The 19,579-nt window shown below is 65.2% G+C and carries 16 protein-coding genes; 10 read left to right on the top strand and 6 right to left on the bottom strand.

From position 1 onward, the window contains the following. The first annotated feature begins 74 nt into the window (after window positions 1-74). The 3 genes from LFL96_RS10460 to LFL96_RS10450 all read left to right on the top strand — a co-directional run bounded on the left by LFL96_RS10460 (window position 75) and on the right by LFL96_RS10450 (window position 4,696). On the top strand, window positions 75-1,166 hold the full coding sequence (locus LFL96_RS10460; RefSeq protein ID WP_280995184.1) for a Ku protein: 1,092 nt from the start codon (window positions 75-77) through the stop codon (window positions 1,164-1,166). A gap of 83 nt (window positions 1,167-1,249) precedes the next feature. Beyond that, complete coding sequence (gene ligD, locus LFL96_RS10455) at window positions 1,250-4,321, top strand: DNA ligase D (RefSeq protein ID WP_280995183.1); 3,072 nt, start codon at window positions 1,250-1,252, stop codon at window positions 4,319-4,321. A 51-nt stretch (window positions 4,322-4,372) separates the two neighbouring features. Next, window positions 4,373-4,696 (top strand): hypothetical protein, encoded by a 324-nt coding sequence (locus LFL96_RS10450; RefSeq protein ID WP_280995182.1) that lies wholly within the window; start codon window positions 4,373-4,375, stop codon window positions 4,694-4,696. Window positions 4,697-4,791: 95 nt separating this feature from the next. Here the strand turns inward: LFL96_RS10450 and LFL96_RS10445 are convergent, their stop codons facing one another. Next, window positions 4,792-5,787 (bottom strand): LysR family transcriptional regulator, encoded by a 996-nt coding sequence (locus tag LFL96_RS10445; RefSeq protein WP_280995181.1) that lies wholly within the window; start codon window positions 5,785-5,787, stop codon window positions 4,792-4,794. A gap of 159 nt (window positions 5,788-5,946) precedes the next feature. Between LFL96_RS10445 and LFL96_RS10440 the strand changes: the two genes are divergently transcribed. Together LFL96_RS10440 and LFL96_RS10435 are read left to right on the top strand one after the other, a co-directional pair. Next, a complete protein-coding gene (locus LFL96_RS10440; protein ID WP_280995180.1) occupies window positions 5,947-6,963 on the top strand; it encodes a zinc-binding alcohol dehydrogenase family protein in 1,017 nt (338 codons plus the stop codon). 249 nt (window positions 6,964-7,212) lie between these two features. After that, complete coding sequence (locus tag LFL96_RS10435; RefSeq protein WP_280995179.1) at window positions 7,213-7,761, top strand: DUF6013 family protein; 549 nt, start codon at window positions 7,213-7,215, stop codon at window positions 7,759-7,761. An 83-nt stretch (window positions 7,762-7,844) separates the two neighbouring features. On the opposite strand, the gene fetB is transcribed toward LFL96_RS10435, so the two are convergent. Continuing rightward, entirely contained in the window at window positions 7,845-8,651 is an 807-nt protein-coding gene (gene fetB / locus LFL96_RS10430) for an iron export ABC transporter permease subunit FetB (protein WP_280995178.1), read from the bottom strand. Next, on the bottom strand, window positions 8,648-9,421 hold the full coding sequence (locus tag LFL96_RS10425; protein ID WP_280995177.1) for an ATP-binding cassette domain-containing protein: 774 nt from the start codon (window positions 9,419-9,421) through the stop codon (window positions 8,648-8,650). The genes fetB and LFL96_RS10425 overlap by 4 nt, the downstream gene beginning before the upstream one ends. A 243-nt stretch (window positions 9,422-9,664) precedes the next feature. Between LFL96_RS10425 and LFL96_RS10420 the strand changes: the two genes are divergently transcribed. Continuing rightward, window positions 9,665-12,211, top strand: coding sequence for an AsmA family protein (locus LFL96_RS10420; protein WP_280995176.1), 2,547 nt, complete (start codon window positions 9,665-9,667; stop codon window positions 12,209-12,211). Beyond that, the gene (locus LFL96_RS10415) at window positions 12,211-12,456 is read left to right on the top strand and encodes a hypothetical protein (RefSeq protein ID WP_280995175.1); all 246 of its coding nucleotides are present in this window, start codon (window positions 12,211-12,213) and stop codon (window positions 12,454-12,456) included. The genes LFL96_RS10420 and LFL96_RS10415 overlap by 1 nt, the downstream gene beginning before the upstream one ends. Before the next feature lie 143 nt (window positions 12,457-12,599). On the opposite strand, the gene LFL96_RS10410 is transcribed toward LFL96_RS10415, so the two are convergent. Continuing rightward, window positions 12,600-13,094: a hypothetical protein gene (locus LFL96_RS10410; RefSeq protein ID WP_280995174.1), complete on the bottom strand. Its 495-nt coding sequence runs from the start codon at window positions 13,092-13,094 to the stop codon at window positions 12,600-12,602. A 462-nt stretch (window positions 13,095-13,556) separates the two neighbouring features. On the opposite strand from LFL96_RS10410, the gene LFL96_RS10405 reads away from it, so the two are divergent. The 3 genes from LFL96_RS10405 (at window position 13,557) to LFL96_RS10395 (ending at window position 17,837) form a co-directional block, all read left to right on the top strand. Continuing rightward, on the top strand, window positions 13,557-15,167 hold the full coding sequence (locus tag LFL96_RS10405) for an ATP-binding protein (RefSeq protein WP_280995173.1): 1,611 nt from the start codon (window positions 13,557-13,559) through the stop codon (window positions 15,165-15,167). A gap of 100 nt (window positions 15,168-15,267) precedes the next feature. After that, window positions 15,268-15,774, top strand: a complete 507-nt coding sequence (locus tag LFL96_RS10400; protein ID WP_280995172.1) for a response regulator — start codon at window positions 15,268-15,270, stop codon at window positions 15,772-15,774. An 89-nt stretch (window positions 15,775-15,863) separates the two neighbouring features. After that, on the top strand, window positions 15,864-17,837 hold the full coding sequence (locus LFL96_RS10395; RefSeq protein WP_280995171.1) for a response regulator: 1,974 nt from the start codon (window positions 15,864-15,866) through the stop codon (window positions 17,835-17,837). A gap of 120 nt (window positions 17,838-17,957) precedes the next feature. Here LFL96_RS10395 and mscL read toward each other — a convergent pair whose 3' ends face one another. After that, complete coding sequence (mscL, locus tag LFL96_RS10390; protein ID WP_280995170.1) at window positions 17,958-18,404, bottom strand: large conductance mechanosensitive channel protein MscL; 447 nt, start codon at window positions 18,402-18,404, stop codon at window positions 17,958-17,960. An 89-nt stretch (window positions 18,405-18,493) separates the two neighbouring features. Further along, entirely contained in the window at window positions 18,494-19,540 is a 1,047-nt protein-coding gene (locus tag LFL96_RS10385; protein ID WP_280995169.1) for a threonine/serine dehydratase, read from the bottom strand. Window positions 19,541-19,579: the final 39 nt, after the last annotated feature.

Below are 19,579 nucleotides of genomic sequence, written 5' to 3'. Positions count from 1 at the left end.
CGGCCCGTTGCGCCCCGTGGCACGCCGTCTGCTTCACCTAAGCTCTCACAGGCTTTCAGCCAACGGAGCGGACGATGGCACACATGATCTGGAAGGGCGCAATCAGTTTCGGCCTCGTCCACGTCCCGGTGCAGCTTTATCCGGCGACGCAGTCCGAGAAAGTCGGCTTCAATCTGCTCGACAAACGCACGATCGACCCGATCGGCTACAAGCAGATCAACAAACGCACGGGCAAGGACGTGACGCGCGAGAACATCGTGCGGGGGTTCGAGTACGAGAAGGAAAAGTACGTCGTGCTGTCCGACGATGAAATCCGCTCGGCGAATCCCGAATCGACGCAGACAGTCGATATCCTCGGCTTCGTCGATGCGCCCGATATCTCGTTTCTTTATCTCGACACGCCGTATTTTCTGACGCCGGATCGCAAGGGCGAAAAAGTCTACGCATTGCTGCGCGAAGCGATGAAGGCGAGCGGCAAGATCGGCGTGGCAAACGTGGTGCTGCACAACAAGCAGCATCTGGCCGCGCTGATTCCGCTCGGACCGATGCTGGCGCTGAACACCTTGCGCTGGGCCGCCGAAGTGCGCGACATCGGCGACTTCAAGGTGCCGCCCGAGGGCATGAAAGCGGCTGGCGTGACCGCGCGCGAACTCGACATGGCGAAAAAACTGATCGACGACATGAGCGACGCGTGGGACCCGTCGAATTATCACGACACGTTCCGCGACGACATCATGGCGCTGGTCGACCGCAAGATCCGCGCGGGAAAAACCGAGGAGATCGCCGATGTCGAGACGCCGCGCGAAGCGCGCCGCTCGGCGGACATTCTCGATCTGTCGGATCTGCTCAAGCGGAGTTTGGGGCGCGGCAAGGGAAAGCCGGCGGGCAGTGGCCGCAAGCGTGCCGGTGATGATGAGGATGTCGAAGACGACGATGAGCAGGACGATGCCTCGGCCGAAACGTCGGCGCCGGCACGTAAGAAGGCCCGGAGCGCGGCGACGGCATCGAAGGCGGGCGCAGCGGGGGCGTCGCGTGGTCGAAGTGGCGGCGCGGCAGGCAAAAGCGGCGGTGGCACGTCGAGCGGTGCGAACGGCCGAAAACGGGTCGCTGCCAAGAGCACGGCGGCGTCCGCCTCGGCAGCGCGTAAGCGCCGCGCTGCCGCTTGATAGCCGATGCTGCGCATGCTGGTCTCGCTTTTGTTGAAATTCACTTGAGCCGGCGCCGATCCCAACGCCCAACGCCCAAAGCCATGACCGACCGACTCGCCCACTACACCCGCAAGCGTCGTTTCGACGAAACGCCGGAGCCGTCGGGCGCGCGTGCTGGCGGTGGTCAGGCAAAGGGCAAGGCAGCGCGCCAATCCGCCTCGTCGCGCAATACAAATGCCTCGCTTTCCTACGTGATCCAGGAACACCACGCGCGGCGCCTGCATTACGACTTCCGGCTGGAATTGAACGGCGCATTGCTGTCGTGGGCGGTGCCGAAAGGGCCGAGCCTCGACCCATCGGTGAAGCGGCTGGCGGTGCACGTCGAGGATCACCCGGTCGAATACGGTTCGTTCGAGGGAGAAATTCCGCCGGGCAACTACGGCGCGGGCACCGTGATCGTGTGGGATCGCGGCACGTGGGAACCCGTCGACGGTGCGAAGGAGGCGCAGCGCGCGTACGAAGCGGGCAAACTCAAGTTCCGGCTCCACGGCGACAAACTGCACGGCGGCTGGACGCTGGTGCGCAGCCATATGCGCGGCAGCGGCGACAAGGAGCAGTGGTTGCTGATCAAGGAGCGCGACGACGAAGCGCGCGACGAAAGCGACTACGACGTGCTGGCGGCGCGCCCGGGCAGCGTGCTGGCGGGGGACACTGCGTCGTCCGTCGAGAAACGAAGCGAGGCCAAGACCGCGTCGCGACGAACCACCGCCTCAAAGCGATCCCACGCCGATCCGGGGAACGCGAAGAACGGCGAGAACGCACAAAACACGCAAAACGCGAAAAATCCGAAACGCCCGGACATTGTCGCGACGCGCAGCGCGCCGTCGCTGCGTGAGCTGGCGCAGGCGCCGTCGATCGAAGGTGCGCGCGAGGCCCATCTGCCCGCCGCGTTCAAGCCGCAACTGGCGACGCTCGTCGACAGCGCGCCGGCGGGCGGCGAGTGGTCGTATGAAATCAAGTTCGATGGGTATCGCGTGTTGGTCCGCATCGATGCGATGGAAAAAAACGCAGGCAAAGACAAAGATGAAGGCGAAGACAAAGACAAAGACAAAGACAAAGCGCGAAGCAGAACTCAAAACAAAACTCAAAACAAAGCCAACCCCGCCGTAAAAATCTTCACCCGCGCCGGCAACGACTGGACCGCGAAATTCAGCAAACAGGTGAGTGCGTTCGAACGGCTCGGCGTCCACAGCGGCTGGCTCGATGGTGAAGCGGTCGTGCTCGACGAGCGCGGCGTGCCGAATTTCCAGGCGCTGCAAAACGCATTCGATGCCGATCGTCCGCAGGACATCGTCATCTATCTGTTCGATCTGCCGTTCCTGAACGGCTACGACTTGCGCGGCGTGCCGCTCGAACAGCGCCGCGCGTTGTTGCGCGCGCTGCTCGAGACCGTCGACGACACGGTGCTGCGCTTCTCCAACGATTTCGACTTCAGCGCCGACGACCTCCTGAAAAGCGCGTGCGATATGGCGCTCGAAGGCATCATCGGCAAGCGGCGCGACAGCGGCTATCAATCCGGACGCTCGTCGGCGTGGATCAAGCTGAAATGCCGGCGCCGCCAGGAGTTCGTGATCGGCGGCTACTCGGAGCCGTCGGGCAGCCGCGCGGCGTTCGGCGCGCTGCTGCTCGGCGTGTATGACGGCGACGGCAAGCTGCGTTACGCCGGGCGCGTCGGCACGGGTTTCGACGCCGCGTTGCTGCGCTCGGTGAAGCAGCAACTCGACGCGCACGCGACCTCGCGCATGCCGTTTGCCACCGCACCGCGCGAGCGTAGCCGCACGCCGGTGCATTGGGTGAAGCCGGTGCTGGTCGCCGAGTGCAATTTCGCGGAATGGACCGGTGACGGTATCGTGCGGCAGGCGTCGTTCTTGAGTCTGCGCAACGACAAACCGGCGCGCCAGATCGTCAAGGAAGCACCCCGTCAAGGAGGCGACGTGCAACAGGAACACTCGATGGAAAACGCGTCCGGCACCGCGCCGAAAAAACGCGCGGGGAAGAAAAACGCCGCTGCGGAGCGCGCCGCTGAAAAGAGCACAACCGCGAAGAGCACAACCGCGAAGAGCACAACCGCGAAGAGCACAACCGCGAAGAGCACAGCCGCGAAGAGCACAGCCGCAAAAAGCGCAGCCGCAAAAACCACCGCCCCAAAAACCACACCATCAAAGCGCGCCGCATCGCAACCCACCCCCAAACCGTCCACCACCCGATCACCCGCATCGGCCGCCGAAATCGCCGGCGTCCGCATCTCCCATCCCGACCGCGTGATCGACAAAAGCACCGGCACACGCAAGCTCGACCTCGTGCGCTACTACGAATCCGTCGCCGACTGGATGCTGCCGCATCTGCGCGACCGGCCGGTGTCGCTGGTGCGTGCGCCCGAGGGCATCGGCGGCGAGCTGTTCTTCCAGAAGCACAGCCAGAAGCTATCGATTCCCCACGTCACGCAGCACGCCGGCCTCGACCCCGGTCATCCGCCGCTGATCACCGTCGATGCACTCGACGCGCTGGTCGGCGCCGCGCAAATGGGCACGGTCGAATTCCACACATGGAATGCCGTCGTATCGAACATGGAAAAGCCGGACCGCATGGTGTTCGACCTCGACCCCGACGCGAAGCTCGACTGGCAACGCATGATCGACGCCGCGCAACTGACCCGGTCGCTGCTCGACGAACTCGGTCTGACGTCGTTCTGCAAGACCAGCGGCGGCAAGGGGCTGCACATTGTGGTGCCGCTCGCGAAGCAGGCCGGCTGGGACGACGTGAAGGCCTTCTCGCAGGCCGTCGCGCAGCACATGGCGACCACCTTGCCCGAGCACTTCAGCGCGAAGATGGGCGCGCAGAACCGCAAGGGGAAGATCTTCGTCGACTATCTGCGCAACAACCGCGGGTCGAGCACCGTGGCGGCCTTCTCGGCGCGGGCGCGGCCGGGGCTTGGCGTGTCCGTGCCGCTGTCGTGGGACGAAGTCGCCGCGACGACGGCCGGCGATCAATGGACGATCGCCAATCTGCACGAACGGCTCGCGGACCTCAAAACCGATCCGTGGGCCGCGTACGCGACAACCCGTCAACGCCTCACCGCAGCCATGCGAAAACGTCTGGACCAGGCGCGTTAGGCGCGTTCCGGTCGTTCCATTCCGCTCGACCAACCCAGCAAGGAGTCGAAGATGAAAACCTCAACCCAATCGTCGGACGGCGCATCGGACGACGCACCGGACGACGGCAAGCAGCCCGATCCGCACGCCGGCAAGCATGCCCGTCCGATGCAGGAGGCGTCCGCGCCGTTGCCGCATGAAGCCGATCAGAGCCCGGAGTCGCAGCACGAAGGTGGCCCGCGCCACGTCGGCAAGCAGGCGCATCGCGACCTCGAGCGCGGCCTGAAGGACACCGACCGCCGCGGCGGCGACGAGTATCAGCAGAAAACCCAGAACGACGCGCACACGGACGTCAACTCCGACGACAAAGACGGCGGGGGCGGCGGCAAGGCGTGAGCAAAAGCGTGAGGCGACGCGTGATGAAATGCGTGATGAAATGCGTGAGGCAACGCGAGAGACAGCGCGAGAGACAGCGCGCATGAGGCCGCGCCTCACTCCACCTCATCCCAATACGGCGGATCGCCGAAATGCGCGGCGAGAAAGTCGATGAATGCGAGCGTCTTCGGCGGCACGAACGCGCGGCTCGGATACACCGCCCAGATCGCGACGGTTTCGGCGAGCGGATACGAATCGAGCACGCTGACCAGCGCGCCGCTGCGCAGATACGGCGCGACGTCCCACGTCGATTTGAGCGCGATGCCGAAACCGTCGAGCAATGCATCGCGGATCACTTCGCCGTTATCGGTGACGAGCCGGCCGCGCACGCGCACGTCGATGGGCCCGGTGGGGGTGACGAACCCCCAGTCGCGCTGATCCGACAGGATGATGCATTCATGCTCCGTCAGCTCCGACGGATGGCGCGGCGTGCCGCGTTCCGCCAGATAGGCCGGCGACGCGCACAGCACGCGGCGATTCACCGCGAGCCGCCGCGCGACCAGCGACGAGTCTTTCAGCACGCCGACCCGGATCGCCACGTCGATGCCCGCATCGACCAGATCGACCAGTTGATCGGTCAACCGCAGGTCGACGCTGACGCCGGGATGGCGCCGCAGAAACTCGCTGATGACCGGCGACACGTGCTGTCGGCCGAACGACGACGGCATCGACACCCGCAAGCGGCCTTGCGGCGCCGCCTGCCCGCAGCCCACCGCCGCGCGGGCCGCGTCGGCGGCGTCGAGCAGCGTCTCGGCGCGCGTCATGAAGACTTCACCGTCCTGCGTGAGGCTGATGCGGCGGGTGGTCCGGTGCAGCAGGCGGGCGCCGAGCAGTTTTTCCAGTTGCGCGATACGCGAACTGGCCACCGCCGCCGAGAGCCCGAATTCGCGGCCGGCCGCCGACACGTTCGCGAGCAGTGCGGCGCGCACGAACAGCGCGACGTCGAGCAGATCGAGCCGTTCCCGGTCCCGCCCACGCTCACGCTCCCGGGAAGCGGCGCGCGGAGCGTCGGGGGACGAATGGGTCGAAGCAGCGGATCGGGAGCGCGCCATTATTCTGAAATTCAAAAAGATGTTTCAGCCATTATGACGGTTTTACGCGAATAAGAACCGTCATAGGATGACGCCAGTGGGATCGACGGACGTTACCAGCCGTCGCCGCCGATCCTCTCCTTCATCCGGATCACCTGAAAAACGCACAGGAGCACATTCATGAAAGCTGTCGGACTCTACCGTTACCTGCCGATCGATCACGCCGAAGCCCTGGTCGATGTCGATATCCCCAAACCCGAAGCCACCGGCCGCGATCTGCTGGTGAAGGTCGAAGCCATCTCGGTCAACCCGGTCGACTACAAGGTGCGCGCCCCGAAGGACACCGTGGAGCAGGCGCCGCGCATTCTCGGCTGGGATGCCGCGGGCACGGTCGTCGCAGTCGGACCGGAGGTGACGCTGTTCAAGGTCGGCGATCCGGTTTTCTATGCGGGCAGCATTACGCGTCCGGGCGCCAATAGCGAGTTCCATCTGGTCGACGAGCGGATCGTCGGGCACAAGCCGGCATCGCTGGATTTCACGCACGCGGCCGCGCTGCCGCTGACCGCGATCACCGCGTGGGAAGCGTTGTTCGACCGCCTCGGCGTATCGCCGCAAGGCGCGCATGAAGACCGCTCGGTGCTGATTTTCGGCGGTGTGGGCGGGGTCGGCTCGATCGGTATTCAACTCGCCAAAAAGCTGGCGAAGCTGAAGGTGATCGCGACCGCGTCGCGTCCCGAATCGGCGAAGTGGGCGAAGGATCTGGGGGCGGATCACGTCATCGACCATTTCGGCGATGTCGCCGCGCAACTGAAGGAGATCGGCATCGACGAGGTGGACTACGTGCTGATCTTCAACGACACCGACAAGAATTTCCCGGTCGCCGCGCAGGTGCTCAAACCGCAGGGCGGCATCAGCACGATCGTCGAGAACGGCAAGCCGCTGCCGGTGGAATTGTTGAAGGCGAAAAGCGGCGCGTTCCATTGGGAGTTCATGTTCACCCGCTCGATGTTCGGCACGCCCGACATGATCGAACAGCACAAGCTGTTGACCGAGGTCGCGCGACTCATCGACGCGGGCGAATTGCGCACCACCGTCGGCGAGGATCTCGGCACGATCAATGCGGAAAATCTGCGCCGCGCGCATCGGCTGCTCGAAGGAGGGCGCGCGATCGGCAAACTGGTGCTGACGGGTTTCTAAAACGCAAGCGGGTTAACACCCGATTCGCGTGAAGCCCGCGCGGGGCCGCTTGGCGTTAGACTGGCAAGGCATCATGCCTGGAACAGTTGCGCGTCTCGCGGCCCGCCTGGCCTTGATGGATCGACACGCTCCGCTACGCGGTTTCAATCGCGTGCCGTGCCGGTACCAGGAGGCATGGGCGGCAATAGCGGCATTAGCGGGCAGTAGCGCCGAAGCGGGCGCGCAGCGGCACAACAACGAGGTGACAGTATGAGCTCCAGCTTCAAACTCTCCGCCGTGTCCGTTGTCGCTACTCTCGCCTGCGCGCTCGTGCCGGCCGCGCACGCCGCCACGCCGATCACGGTCACATCCCAATCCGCACTCGACGGTCCGATCCGCTACACCGTGCGCGTCACGTCGAAGCAGTTCGGCAACGCCCAGGAAACCCGCACGATCCGCTCCGGCGAATCCGACGACTTCACGTGGAAAACCGTGCCGCCGGGCGGCGCGGTCGCCGCGACCGACGCGTGCCCGAACTATGCGTCGCTGCCCATCGACACCAACGGCGCGATGATCCGCCAGACGCAGATCCGTTTCGCCCCGGTCGTCGCTGCCGATGGCACGGCGAGCGTGCAGTTGAGCTTTCAGGCGCAGACGCCGCACGGCGTGAAGACGGTGACGGCCAACGGCAAAACGCTCAAGTGTCCGAACGACGTCACCGTCAGCCAGATTCTGCGTTTCACGATGCCGGTCAACGGCAGCACGAAGACGCTGACGCTGAGCGACGGCACGGAAGTGGCGATCACCGCGAAGCGTTGACCGGCGCGGTGCGCGCGGCGCGCGGCGGCCGGCCGGTGAGGCCACGGCATGTCACTGCATCAAGGTCTCAGCGTTTCAGCGTTTCAGCGTCTCGCTGCCGCACGCTCCACCAGCCGCCCGGCCAGAAAGCGGTGCTCCGCCGAGAACAGCCGCCGGTAGGTGAGCAGCACCGCGCCCACGGTCCCCAACGCTGACGACGCGGCGATCAGAAACATGATCACGATCTGATAGCGCACGGCCTGCAACGGCGACTGCCCGGCCAGCACCTGGCCGGTCATCATGCCGGGCAAACTCACCACGCCGACCACCGCCATCTGATTGAGCGTCGGCATCATGCCCGCGCGCACCGCCTGGCGAGCCGGCGCCTGTGCCGCCTCCCAACGCGTCGCGCCGAGCGCGAGCGCCATGTCGACGCGATCGCGCCGCGCGGTCAATTCCTCCGTCATCCGTTCGATGCCGAGCGACACGCCGGTCAGCGTATTGCCGAGGATCATCCCGAGAATCGGAATCGCGTATTGCGGCTCGTACCACGGATGAATGCGGATCACGACGAACAGCCCGACCGCGCCCACCAGCCACGAACTGACCCAGATCGACATCACGCTGTCCGCGCGCTGTCCGGCGTAGCCGAAGGTGCCGCGTTGCGCGCCGGCGAATCCGGCGATCAGCGTCATCACGATCATCAGCGGCAGCACGACGTACCAGCGGTCGTAGTGGAACACCCAGCCGAGCACGTAGCCGATCGCGAGCAACTGCACGACGGTGCGCACCGCGGCCCACGCGAGCTGGCGTTCGAGATCGAGCTTCAGCGCGACCGAGATTGCGCCGTTCACGACGATCAGCAGCGCGGCGATCGCCACGTCCCAGAGACTCAGGTTTTGCAGGGTCATGGACGTGGCTCGTGGTTGGGTTGCGATGGGACTTGAGTGATGTTCTGCCGCGTTTCTCGTGTCTGCATGCCGGTGCGTGTCTGAAGACCGGTCACGCCTTCGTCGAGCACGCCGGCGCGCATCGTCAGGCGACGCTCGCTCATGCGCGCGGCCTGCGCCGGATCGTGCGACACCCACATCGACGCGTGACGGCCCGGTTCGGCATCGAACCACGCGCGCACCAATCCCTCGATCGCATGCGACGACTCCGGGTCGAGCGACGCGGTCGGTTCATCCAGCAGCAAGACCTCGGGCGCGAGTTGCAGCACGCGAATCAACGCGGTGATCTGCGCTTCGCCGCCGGACAGTTCGCTGGCGCGTTTGTCGAGAAAATCGGCGCCACGTCCGGCCTGAACGGCGAGCCGCGCCGCGCGCTCGCGATCGAAGCGCACGTCGCGATACGCGCGCAATTCGAACGGATAGCGCAGATTGTCTTCGACGCTGCCGTCGAGGAGCGCGGGCCGTTGACGCAGATACGCGACGTGGCGCCGGTATCGCGGAATCGCGCTGCGTTCGATCGGCTTGCCGTGCCACAAGATGCGTCCTGCATCGAGCGGATCGAGCAGCGCGAGCGCGCGCAGGAACACGCTCTTGCCGGAGCCGGACGGCCCGGTGACCGCGACGCGCTGGCCCGCGTGCAGCTCGAAGCGGGTCGGCTGCAGCAGCGTCTGGCCACCGGGCTTGTCGCGGCGGACGATGCCGTCGGCGAGGACGAGGGGAACGTCGGTCATGGGTGCTTGGTAGGGATGGGGGGAAATGGTCTTTAGTTGTGTTGTCCGGGGCGATACGCCGGCGGTCTCATGACGCCGCTCAACATCCGCGCATCGAGGCCGCTTCAAAGACGCTGCCGAACCACATCGGCGCCGCTTCGTACCGCATGATAAAGCCGCCACGTGACCACGCCGCATCGACCGGCATCTGGGCACGATACGTGCTGACCGGTACGCAACGTGGCACTAAAGCGGAGCTTATCAATGGCAGGGTCGAGCACAGTCGGACGGCGGATCGGAAAAATCATCGCGTGGCTCCTGGCGATCATCGTCATTCTGATTGCCGCGCTGGTCATCTTCATACTGACGTTCGACTGGAACCGCGCCCGGCCGTACATCGACGACAAGGTCACGCAGGCGATCGGCCGGCCGTTCGCGATCAACGGCGATCTGAAGGTCGGCTGGCGGCATCCGGTGGGCGAAACCGGCTGGCGCGCCTGGGTGCCCTGGCCGCGCTTCTCGGCGGCCAACATCACGGTGGGCAACCCGGACTGGACCCAACGCCCGCAATTCGCCACGCTCGACGAAATCGACTTCGAAGTGAAAGTCCTGCCGCTGCTCGCGCACGACATCGTGATCCCGGCCATCAATCTCGTGAACCCTTCCGTCGATCTGGAGCGTCTGCTCGACGGACGCGACAACTGGACGTTCAAGCTGGCGTCGTCGAGCGGACCGTCCGAATGGAAGCTCGATCTGCACGACATTGCGTTCTCGAAGGGCAACATCGCGCTGTCCGATCAGCAGAAGAAGGTCGAACTGCAGATGGTCGTCGATACGCTCGGCCAGCCGATTCCGATCGGCGAGGCGATGAAGCAGCAGGAAGAGGCATCGCGTAAGGCGTCGGCGGAGGCGGTGGGCCGCGCGGGCGCCAGCAAGCTGACCGCGCAGGCGAATGCGCAGGCGGCGTCGGAAGCCGCGGCGGCGTCGGCGGCGGCCGCGTTGGGTGCGTCGGCGACGGATATCAATGCGTCGGGCGTGACGCCGGCCACGGGCGCATCGGGCGCGCTGATCGCGGGCGGAGCCAGCGAGGGCGCGAGCGGCGCCGTCTCGGGCTCGACGGCATCGACCATGGCATCGGCTTCCGGCGCAAGCGCCGCCGAGGGTGGGAGCGGGACCATGGCCAACGCCGGTACCGCGAAACGTGAGATTCCGCCGTATGCGATCGGCTGGACCATCAAGGGCACGTACAACAAGACGCCGGTATCGGGCAGCGGCAAGGTCGGCGGCGTACTCGCGCTGCAGGACGCGGACCGTCCGTTCCCGGTGCAGGCCGACGTGAAGGCCGGCGACCTGCACGTGGGTCTCGTCGGCACGATCACCGACCCCGCGCATCTGGCGGCGGTCGATCTGCGCCTCTGGCTGCAAGGCAATAGCATGGCGCGGCTCTACGCGCTGACGGGCGTCACGTTGCCGGACACGCCGCCGTACGCGACCGAAGGGCGGCTGGTCGGTCAGTTCAAATCCAGCGGCAACGTTTTCAAGTATGAAAATTTTACAGGCCGGGTGGGCGGCAGCGATCTGAACGGTTCGTTGACCTATACCGCGCGTGAACCGCGGCCGTTGCTGCAGGGCGAACTGGTGTCGCATCTGCTGCAATTCTCCGATCTCGCGCCGGTGATCGGCGCCGATTCGAACGCGAGCAAGGCGAAGCGCGGCGATGCGACCGCGCAGCCGTCCAGCAAGGTGCTGCCGGTCGAGGAGTTCCGCACCGACCGCTGGAAGGCGATCGACGCCGACGTGAAGTTCACCGGCCGTCGCATCGTCAAGAACGCCGATCTGCCGATCACGGATCTCTACACGCACGTGATCATGACCGACGGCGTGCTGTCGCTCGAGCCGTTGAAATTCGGCGTGGCCGGCGGCTCGCTCGCATCGAACATTCATCTGGACGGCAGCACGACGCCGCTGAAGGGACGCTTCTCGACGTCGGCGCGGCATCTGAAGCTCAAGCAACTGTTCCCGAACTTCAAGACGATGCAGAACGCGCTCGGCGAAATCAACGGCGACGCCGCGTTGACGGCGACCGGCAATTCGCCCGCGGCCCTGGCGGCGACATCGAACGGCGAGGTGAAGGCGCTCGTCACCGACGGCACGGTCAGCCGGCTGCTGATGGAAGCGGCCGGGCTGAACGTCGCGAACGTCGTGTACGAAAAACTGTTCGGCCAGCGCGACGTGAAGATCAACTGCGCGGCCGCCGATTTCGTCGCGACCAACGGCGTGCTCGATTCGCGCGTCTTCGCGCTCGATACCGACGACGCGGTGATCGACATCGACGGCAACGTGAATCTGCGCGACGAATCCATGGACCTCGGCGTGCATCCGCATACGAAGGGCTTCCGGGTCTTCTCGCTGCGCTCGCCGCTGTACGTGAAGGGCACGTTCAAGGATCCGCACGTCGGCGTGAATGCGGCGGCGCTCGCGTTGCGCGGCGGCGCGGCGGTCGGGCTCGGCTTGATCAATCCGTTCGCGGCGCTGATTCCGCTGCTCGCGCCGAGCAACAACAAGCCGCTGCCGTGCGCGCAACTGCTCGCCCAGGTTAGGCAGGCGCCGACGGCGCCGCCGCCGGGCGTCAAGCAGCAGCCGAAGGCGGCGATCTCGCTGGATGGCGCGCCGGTCAACAAATCGTCGGGTGGGGCGTCGGGTAGTTCGTCGAACGGCGGCTCGAACGGTTCGAAGTCGGCGCCGCCGGCGGCGAATCGCAAGCCCGCGACGTTGTCGCCGGCAAGCGCGGCCGAATACAAGGGGAGCTGATGTCGACTTTATTACCCGCGGGCTGGCTGAGCTGGAGTGTCGGCGGCGGACTGTCGTTCGTGTTTCTGTGGCTGATCAGCGTGCCGTCGCTACGTGGCGCCGGCACGCCGGATGAGCCAGGCCGGACGATGTCGCCGCATCGCGAGGTGGTGCGATTACGTCGTCACGACGGACATCGCGCGAGAGCGGCCGCGCATCGATACGCAGCGCAAAGCGGCAGGACAAAACGAAACGCCGCCCGTTGATGCGGGCGGCGTGACTGGGTGCGCCTGGTGTTAAACGCGTTGCCGACGGCTGTGGCGAAATAGTGCGGAAGCCTGGCGGAGCGTATCGGTGTAGCGACGCCGTTAAGCGACACGCGTCGCCGGCTGGCTACGCTCGCTACACGCTAACGAAGCGAGCGCGGCGTGGCATCGCCCGCCGCATCCTGCCGACGCACGCCGCGGCGGGCACCGCCCACGCGCGTCGCGCCGAACTCCGCGAGAATCTTGCCGCGCGCACGGCTCGCGAAGACGAGGAAGCCGAAGCCATCCGCTTCATACCAGTAACCGCCGTTCTCCAGACCGTCGAGCGGTTGTTCCAATGCATTCGTAATGGATTCGACACAGCGGCGGCGCAATTCGGCGACTACCGGGTAGGGCGGTTGTGCGCCGCGCACGCTGCACAGAAGTACATCGAGGCCGGGCAGGACATGTGCATAGAGAACCGGCTCGTCCTGCGCGCGAGCGCGCGCAATCTTGGTGTCGAGCTGACCGAACGGCTTGAAATGCCGTAGTACCGCGAGGAACGACTCGTCGCCGTCCACCTTCGCGCGCCTACGCTTTTTCGGGAAGGACATAAAAATTCGCCTGAAAAAGAATTGCAAGAAACGCAGCGTCCTCATGCGACCACTCCCGGCTTCGCGCGCCGCACGTCGATCTTTTATAGCATACGACAAGGCCGGATTCACGGTGATTCGACGACTACGCCGCCCCTACCGCTTCCCGCACGAATCATGCCGAACCGCCTCGCCGCGCGCTTTCCCTTCCCATCACATCTGCCTCCATGATAGACGCACGACGCGCGGAATAAACAAGTCGCATCAATAAAAAAGTCATTTTTATGTGGGCTGACGCTGCTTGCCGAGCCGCTTGCAGATCGCTTGCCAGGCGCTCCCCGCTGCATTGAAATATCTGCGAATCACGTCGATAATGGCCCGTCCGGTGGCACCGCGCGGTGCCTGCCGGCGCCGCGCCGGAACCTCCGTCCGGGCGGCACGATACGAATCCGCGAAGCGCCTTCGCGAGCCGCCGCGGCCTGAATGCGGCTCGAATGCGCCTTCGTCCCTTCGACCCTTCGGGCGAACATGAAATTATTCACCAAGGGTCTGCTGCTGATTGCCGTGCCGAGCGTGGTCGAGCTGGCGCTTCTTGGCGTCGTCTTCGATACCCAGGAGCAGACAGCGCAAGCCGCCCAATGGGTGAACAACAGCAAGCAGATCCTTTACCAATCGTCGGCGATCGTCGACCCGCTGCTGCGTCAGGCCGCGCGCGTGCGCACCGGTATGGCCGTCGGCGATCCGTCGTTCATCGACCGGCATACGGTGTGGGTCGATCTCGGCGACCGGCTGGGCAATCTCGACCGCCTCGTCGCCGGCACGCCGCAGCAGGTCGCGCGCGTGCACAGGATGCAGCAGGCTATCGACGCGTATCGCGCGCAGACCGTCGAGATCTCCCGCGCATTGCACGAGGGGCGCAACCCGACCACCTTCAGCGCGCTCGAAACCGAAGCGCTGCCGCAACAGATCGCGATCTTTCGCGACGAACTGGCCGCGTTCGGCGAAGAAGCGTCGCGGCTCGATGCCGAACGCGGCGCGGCGCTCGCGCGTCGCCGCGAACGTCAGCAGTACGCGCTGATCGCCGCCGTGCTCGGCTCCATGTTGATCTGGGCTGGCACCGCCGTGGTGTTCGCGCGCAGCATCGGGCGCCGGCTGGAAACGCTGACCGACAATGCCGAGCGCCTCGGCAACGGACGGACGCTCGCACCGCCGCTGTCGGGCGACGACGAAATCGCCGCGCTCGACGCCGTGCTGCATCAGACCGGTGCGCGTCTGCGTGCCGCCGAAGCCGAGCAGGCCACGCTGAAGACGCGCCTCGAAGCGCGCGCGCAGGAGTTGGCGGGCGTCAATGAAGAGTTGCGTCAGGAGACGCAAGATAACGAAATGTTCATCTACAGCGTGTCGCACGATCTGCGCTCGCCGCTGGTGAATCTGCAAGGGTTTTCGAAGGAACTGCAGGTCTCGTGCGACGAGCTGGACGGCATCGTCGAGAAGGCGGGTCTGCCGCCGGCCGAGCATCGACGCATGACGCATATTCTCGATGGCGACGTGCGCGAGTCGCTGCAATATCTACGCACCGCGGTGACGCGCGCGGCCTCGATCATCGACGCGTTGTTGCGGATTTCACGCGCCGGCCGGCTCGAATACCAATGGCAGCGGGTCAGCGTCGGCCGCACGGTGAGCCGGGTCGTCGATGCGCTGCAAGGCGTGATCGCGCAACATGCGGCGGTGGTCACGGTGCGCGAGTTGCCGCCCGCGTGGGGCGACCCTGGCGCGATCGAACAGATCTTCAGCAACCTGATCGGCAATGCGCTGAATTATCTCGACCCGGCGCGGCGCGGGCGCATCGAGGTCGGGGCGCTGGAGCCCGATCCCGTGGACGAAACCGAGCCGCGCGCATTGCGCACGCGTACCTATTACGTGCGCGACAACGGGCTGGGGATTCCGGCGGCTTATATGTCGAAGGTGTTTCGCGCGTTCCAGCGTCTGCATGGCGACGTGGCGAGCGGCGACGGTATCGGCCTCGCGGTCGTGCGGCGCACGGTGGAGCGGCATGGCGGGCGCGTGTGGGTCGAATCGGCGGAGGGCGCGGGATCGACGTTCTTCGTCGTGCTGCCGGAACAGCCGGCGCGGCTTTGACGGGGCGTTGACCTGCATTGACCGTCGAGCAGCGTTGCGCCAGCGGCCGGGCGCGCCGTTTACAATACGTGCATCAACCATCTGTTCGCACGGAGAGCCTATGAGTCACGGGGAAACGGTCAGCATCGTGCTGATCGAAGACGACGACGGCCATGCCACGCTCGTGGAGCGTAATCTTCGCCGTGCCGGTATTTCGAACGGCTTCGTGCGCTTTCGCGACGGGCAGCAGGCGCTCGATTATTTCTTCGGCCCGGCGCCTCAGCCGGCTTCGGCCTCGGCCTCGGCTTCGGCCGATTCCGCCAACCCGATCCCCGCGCGTGAAAATCTGACGAATTTCGTCGTCCTGCTCGACCTGAAGATGCCGCGCGTCGACGGCTTCGAGGTGCTGCGCCGTCTGAAGGAATCGCCGCAGACCGCCGCGGTGCCGGTAATCGTGCTGACCACCACCGACGACCCGCGCGAAATCTCGCGCTGCTACGAGCTCGGCTGCAACGTGTACATCACCAAGCCGGTCGAATACGACGCCTTCATCGAAGCGGTGCGCCGCCTCGGTTTTTTCCTGCAGGTGGTCAAGCTGCCGCCGGGCCATCGGCTCGCGGCGCCATGACAGCCCTGAGCATGTGCCGCGTTCGTGAAGCTGCCCGAAAGCCGCGCGTGACAGGATAATCCACCCGAACCCGTCAAAGAAGATTCCGCATGACCGAAGAAGTGTCCACGCAGCAAGCCGCATACGTGCTGGTCGTCGACGACGACGAAGGCATCCTGCGGCTCGCGCGCAAGTCGCTCGAACGCGCCGGCTGCCGGGTCGCGATCTGCGCCGGCGTCGAGTCGGCGCGCACGCGGCTCGCGGACGCCACGCCCGATCTGCTGGTGCTCGACTATCAGTTGAGCGGACCGGAGACCGGACTCGACTTCTTTCGCCGTCTGCGTTCGGAAGGCGTGCGGATTCCCGCGATCCTGGTGACGGGCTTCACCGACGAATCGCGCGTGATCGAAGCGTTGCGCGCGGGCGTATCGGACGTGGTGCCGAAATCGGGCGACTACCTCGATTACCTGCCGGAAGCCGTCGAGCGCGTGTTGTCGCAGGTGCGCCTGCAACGCGCGTCGGACGAAGCGTTGTTGTTGCGCGATCGCGAGCAGCACTACCGTACGTTGTCGGAAGCCTTGCCGCATCTCGTGCTGACCTGCAATGCCGAGGGCGATTGCGATTTTCTGTCGAAGCAGTGGTACGACTACACGGGCCTCGCCGAAAGCAGTTCGTACGGCCTCGCGTGGCTCGACGCGGTGCATCCGGACGATCGCGAGGAAATCCGCCGGACGTGGCTCAAGGCGGTCGCGAGCCGCGCCGGCGATTACCGGCACGAACTGCGGATTCGCCGTCACGACGGCGAATACCGCTGGTTCGACGCGCGCGTGGTGGCGATGCGCGACGCCGACGGCAACGTCAGCAAGTGGTTCGGCAGTTGCACGGACATTCATTCGCAGCGCGAGGCGATCGAGGAGCGCGAGCGGCTGCTCGCGTCCGAACAGGCCGCGCGGCAGATCGCCGAGGACGCGAACCGCGCGAAGGACCGCTTTCTCGCGATGCTGTCGCACGAATTGCGCACGCCGCTCACGCCGGTGCTGGCCGGCGCGAGCGTGCTGGAGATGATTCCCGATCTGCCCGAGCAGGCGCGCGCGAGCGTGCGGATGATTCGCCGCAACGTGGAACTGGAAGCGCGGTTGATCGACGATCTGCTCGACCTCACGCGGGTCGCGAACGGCAAGCTGCGTTTGTCGCTGGAGACCGTCGATGTGCACGAAGTGATGGACAGCGTGCTCGAACTGTTCCGCAGCGAAATCCAGGTGAAGCAGCAGGACGTGCACGTGCACAAGCTGGCGCGGCATCACTATGTGCTGGCCGACCGCGCGCGGCTGCAGCAGATGCTGTGGAACCTGATCCGCAACGCCGCCAAGTTCACGCCGGACGGCGGCCACATCTATCTGCGCACGCGCGACGAACGCATGCATGTGCAGATCTCGGTCGAGGATACCGGCATCGGGATCGAGCCGGAGCAGATCGGCAAGCTCTTCAACGCGTTCGAGCAGGGCGACCAGAACATGACGCGGCAGTTCGGCGGCCTCGGTCTCGGCCTCGCGATCACCAAGGCCTTGACCGACGTGCACGGCGGCACGGTCATTGCGCAAAGCCCCGGCGCGCACTGCGGCGCGACCTTCACGATCACGCTGCCCACCGCGGCCGCCCCCGCTGCGGTGGAACCGGTGGTGGTGCCGAGCGAAGCGCGCTCGGGCGGATTGCTGACCATTCTGCTGATCGAGGACCACGTGGATACCGCCGAGGTCATGGCGCAACTGATCCGCAGTCTCGGTCACGACGTGACCGTGGTGGGGCGCGTCGACGATGCGCTCGCCGCCACGCAGTTGCAGACTTTCGACCTGATCGTCAGCGACGTGGGTCTGCCGGACGGCACCGGGCTCGACTTCATCAAGGCGTTCCGCGAGCATTCGGATGCGCCGGCGGTCGCGTTGACCGGCTTCGGCACCGACGAGGACGTGCGCCGCTGCGTGAGCGCCGGCTTCACTTCGCATCTGACGAAGCCTGTCAATTTCGGCCAGCTCGAGGCGATGATCGACAGCGCGGTCAGCCGGAAAGAGAAGAAGGACGCTTAAGGCATCCGCTTATCCGTTCGCTACCGTCATTGCCATTAAAAAAGCCTGTTGCGATTTACATCGCAACAGGCTTTTTTGTTCAAGAACCCAGCCGCCAGAATCCAGGCGGTCTAACGAGTCTTATCGCGGCGAATTCTTCAGCGAATCGCGGATCTCACGCAGCAGCAGCACGTCTTCCGGCGTGGGCGGCGGTGCGGCCGGCGCGGCTTCGGCCGGCTTGCGCAGATTGTTGATGAATTTGACCATCAGGAAAATGATGAACGCCAGGATGATGAAGTTGATCAGCACGGTGATGAACGAGCCGTAGCCAAACACCGCCACGCCGGCCGTCTGCAAATCCTTGTACGACTCCGGGCTACCCTTGAAGGTGGGCGGAATCTCGCCGAGGCGGATGAATTTGTTGGAGAAATCGAGGCCGCCGGTGGCAAGCCCGACAACCGGCATGATCAGGTCTTTAACAATCGAATTGACGATGGTGGAGAAGGCGCCGCCGATAATCACACCGACCGCAAGATCCATCACGTTGCCCTTGAGGGCAAATTCCTTGAATTCCTTGACCATGCTCATAGGTGTTCCTCCCGGATATCGATTAACGAATGATACCAACCTGAGAAGGATAGGCTAGTCCCTTGACAAGGAAAGCCGAAGCGCAATGTTTATTGCGCTGATTGCGCGGGAAACTCTGACGCATGCTGGCGCGCGCGTTCGATATGCGCGGCAAAACTGACCGGGTCGGTATTGGTGCCGCACAGCAGCACGCCCACGCGCTTGCCTTGCAGACGTTCGCGCAGCGGTCCGAGCAAGGCGGCCGTCGCGGCCGCGCAGGCCGGTTCGACCGCGAGCTTCAGTTGTCCGAACAAGGTCAGCATGGCGGCGCGCAGGTCGTCGTCGGATACGGTGACGAGCTCGTCGATATGACGGCGGCACAACTCGTAGCTGTACTCCTCGGTATGCGGGGACATCAGCGAATCGGCGATGCCGTGCATGGAGCCCATCTTGATGGTGTGATTGGCCGCGAAGCTGCGGCCCATCACGTCCGCGCCCTCGGGTTCCACGCCATACACGTGGATGCGCGGATTCGCGAGCCGCATCGCGGTGGACACGCCGGCCGCGAGACCGCCGCCGCCGATCGGCAGCACGACCGCTTCGAGGTCGGGCGTCTGCGTCGCCCATTCGTAGCCGAGCGTGGCCGAACCGAGCACCGTGCGATAACCGTTGAACGGGTGCACGAAATAGCGGCCTTCCTCCGCTTCGATGCGGCGCACGAGTTCGAACGCCTCGGCGATGTTCTCGGCGAACACGATGTCCGCGCGATACTGCCGGCACAGCGCGACGCGCGCCGGGTTGGCCGCGCGAAACAGCACCACCTTCGCGCTGACGCCAAGCCGCATGGCCGCGTACGCGACCGCCACCGCATGATTGCCGCCCGACACGCAGGTCACGCCTGCGCTGCGCTGGGTTTCGTCCAGCGCGAGCAGATTGGTGAACGCGCCGCGCGCCTTGAAACTGCCGCTCACCTGCAACAACTCGAACTTGAAGTTGACCACCGTGCCTTCCAGCGACGCGAAATCCATCCGGTCGAATACCGGCGTTCGCGTGACCCACGGCGTCAACGCGAAGTGCTGGGTGGCGATGTCGTCGAGCGTGGGGATCGGCTCGCCGTCGATCGTGTGGTCCGTATGTTGCGGCGTGGCGGTTGACATGGCGTGGGCGGCTCGTGGTGTGTCGATATGTATAGGACT

It is taken from the genome of Paraburkholderia sp. D15 (genome assembly GCF_029910215.1).
In the GTDB taxonomy this organism is placed as follows: Bacteria; Pseudomonadota; Gammaproteobacteria; order Burkholderiales; family Burkholderiaceae; genus Paraburkholderia.
This window is presented reverse-complemented; position numbering and strand designations above follow the sequence as displayed.